The following is a 2,701-nucleotide window of genomic DNA, read 5'->3' on the forward strand; positions in this document are numbered from 1 at the left end:
CTGGCATAATTTGGATTGAATTTGGGCATAAGTATTCATATTGCAGGGTCGAAAAAAACCTGAGGTGTTAGCACCTCAGTAAAGTTACTGCAGATTGAGCGACAAAACCGCGGAGCACACTTCATAAATTTCTCACTACAACCAGGAAGACTAGACTCAAATCTAGTCTCTTTTAATCACTACATCCCTATAGTGGGTTCATCTCACAAAGATGGCCCACATTTTAACGAGGTTGACAGATCTTTTTTTGGTTGATGATAGTTCCTCTATTGCGTATCATCTATTATGCTATACACCATCTCTGTGAAAAAAGAGTGAAATAAGAAAGAGCGTTAGCGTAACTCGCAGGACGCCCCGGCTGGGACTTGAACCCAGGTCAAAAGCTCCGGAGGCTTCTAGGATATCCTCTACCCTACCGGGGCAGCCTTACTTTATTAGATCTTCGAGCAAATAAAGGGAATGGGTAACCCATTACTTATGAGTCGGGTACGAATGCCAGATCTTGCATGCTCCTTCGTGAGAGACCATGCAGGGTCCAACCGGAGTCCGGGGAGTGCACACTTTCCCGAATAATTTACAGTCAGATGGATCTGCGATTCCTCTCAGTACCTTATCACAGATACAGGCTGAATTTTTGCTGACCTTTTTATATACAATATTGAACTTCTTTTGTGCATCGTATTGTGAGAACTCATCCCTAAGTTTAAGTCCCGATTTTGGAATGACGGGGAATCCTCTCCATTCCACATCACATACTTCAAAGACCTGATCCATGATCGCCTTTGCCTTGGGGTTTCCTTCTTCTTTTACCGCTCTCGGGTATGCATTCTCTACAAACCCGGTCCCATCCCTGACCTGCTGGGCAAGCATACAGAGCCCGAGTAAAATATCATCGGCTTCAAACCCGGCAACAACCTGAGGAACCTGAAACTGCCTGTATTCATCAATGCCTGCAACAGTCAGTACATGCCCCGGCAGCATAAATCCGTCAAGGCGTGCTTCACCCTGAGAAAGGAGCCATTGCATTGCCGGTGGTACAATCCGGTGAAAAGAGAGTATGGAAAAATTGGCTGGAGGTTTTATCAGAAGCATGGCTGCCACTGTGGGTGCAGTTGTTTCAAACCCTACTGAAACAAAAACAACCTCTTTGTCTGTCTTTTGTGCTATCTCAATGGCTTTGTGAACTCCCTGAACAACCCTTACATCTCCGCCACAACTCTCAAGCGTCCCTTCTGAGCCGGGAACCCTGAGGAGATCACCGTATGTTGCGATGATACATCCTTTTGCGGCGAGTTCGAGAGCTGCATCGATCTCACCCTGAGGAGTGATGCATACCGGACAGCCGGGGCCCATCACGATCTTCAGATTGCCGGGGAGCATGCTCCGGATCCCGTTTTTTGCAATGGCAGCTTCATGCGTTCCGCAGACATGCATGAATGTCATCGGACGATCTGTCAGCTCCGCAAGTTTCTGTGCAATCGGGTTATCGTGAGCCATAATCCTGTATATATAAGACCGTTGAGCATAAACCTGATCGTATGCCCTTTGGAAACATCCCTGCTGCCTTGGTAATTGTAGCCGGTTGTGTTCTCGCTGTGATACTCTATTTCGCAGGCTCGAAAATACGTTCACATCTGGAAGGATCAGAGAAGGGTATCAGCCGGGTTATCATATCAGCGCTCGGAATCCCCGCTGTCATTGCCATTTTAACGGTAACCATATTTCTGGCTCTCAGGTATATCGCCGACCTTCCTGATCTTGCCCATCAGGTCATGGAGAGCACATATGCCCAGGTTTTGTACATCATCCTGGGAAGTTTAATTATTGCGTTCTTTGTCCGAAATTTCCTGGATCTGTATGGGAAAAAGATTGCTGCACTAACTGATTCGGATTTCGACGATAAACTGGTTCACTTTCTCCAGAGTGTATATGGGTATGTCATAGGTATCGGGGCATTTTTTATGATCCTCTCCGTACTCAAGATAGACATCACTCCACTACTTGCTACCGGGGGTCTCGTGGGTATTGTAGTGGGTCTCGCTGCCCAGGATACGTTTGGGAACTTTTTTTCAGGAGCGATGATTGCAGCAGATCAGCCGTTCCGGGAGGGTGACCGGATTGAAATACAAGGGGTCATTGGCGATGTCATATCTGTCGGGCCACGGAGTACAAGGATCAAAACCCTGGATAGTCAGCTGGTGACTGTTCCAAACAAGATTCTGACTGAGAATATGCTGACAAACTTTGCCCTTCCTGACATCACCCTGAAAGTCAGAATCTCTGTAGGGGCAGGATATGATTCTGATATTAATCAGGTGAAGAATATTTTGAAGACAGTTTCGATAAAGGGAATTGAGTCCGGGTTCGTTCTTTCAACTCCTTCTCCTGAAGTTTATTTTATTGAGTTTGGTGAGTCTGCGCTGATGTTTCAACTCCTTGTCTGGACCGGGATGTATGACAAAACGTTTGAGGTCAGGGATTACCTCAACACAGAGATCTACACTGCTTTCAAGGTTGCAGGAATTGAGATACCATATCCGCAGATGGACCTCCATCTCAAACCCTCACCAGTTCATATTTAAATGACCATTCGAAGGCTACCTGTGGCTGCGTTAAATTTATATGTACACTATGAGTATATGTAAAGGCACAAGCCTCAGTGGCTCAGCCGGTAGAGCGCGTCCTTGGTAAGGACGAGGTC

General features: G+C 46.5%; 2 protein-coding genes and 1 tRNA gene. 1 reads left to right on the forward strand and 2 read right to left on the reverse strand.

Going from position 1 to position 2,701, the window contains the following annotated elements; all coding sequences use genetic code 11:
* Positions 1-350: 350 nt before the first annotated feature.
* Both VN429_RS06620 and hypD read right to left on the reverse strand, forming a co-directional pair.
* Positions 351-422: transfer RNA gene (locus tag VN429_RS06620), tRNA-Arg, on the reverse strand.
* Positions 423-471: 49 nt separating this feature from the next.
* The gene (gene hypD / locus VN429_RS06625) at positions 472-1,497 is read right to left on the reverse strand and encodes a hydrogenase formation protein HypD (RefSeq protein WP_325631204.1); all 1,026 of its coding nucleotides are present in this window, start codon (positions 1,495-1,497) and stop codon (positions 472-474) included.
* A 41-nt stretch (positions 1,498-1,538) separates the two neighbouring features.
* Between hypD and VN429_RS06630 the strand changes: the two genes are divergently transcribed.
* A complete protein-coding gene (locus VN429_RS06630; protein ID WP_325631207.1) occupies positions 1,539-2,582 on the forward strand; it encodes a mechanosensitive ion channel family protein in 1,044 nt (347 codons plus the stop codon).
* The last annotated feature ends 119 nt before the right edge of the window (positions 2,583-2,701 follow it).

It is taken from the genome of Methanospirillum sp. (assembly GCF_035560735.1).
In the GTDB taxonomy this organism is placed as follows: Archaea; Halobacteriota; Methanomicrobia; order Methanomicrobiales; family Methanospirillaceae; genus Methanospirillum.

Excerpts from the sequence above, each read along its gene's own strand:
- hypD (WP_325631204.1), bottom strand. The coding sequence starts at position 1,497 with ATGGCTCACGATAACCCGATTGCACAGAAACTTGCGGAGCTGACAGAT.
- VN429_RS06630 (WP_325631207.1), top strand. The coding sequence starts at position 1,539 with ATGCCCTTTGGAAACATCCCTGCTGCCTTGGTAATTGTAGCCGGTTGT.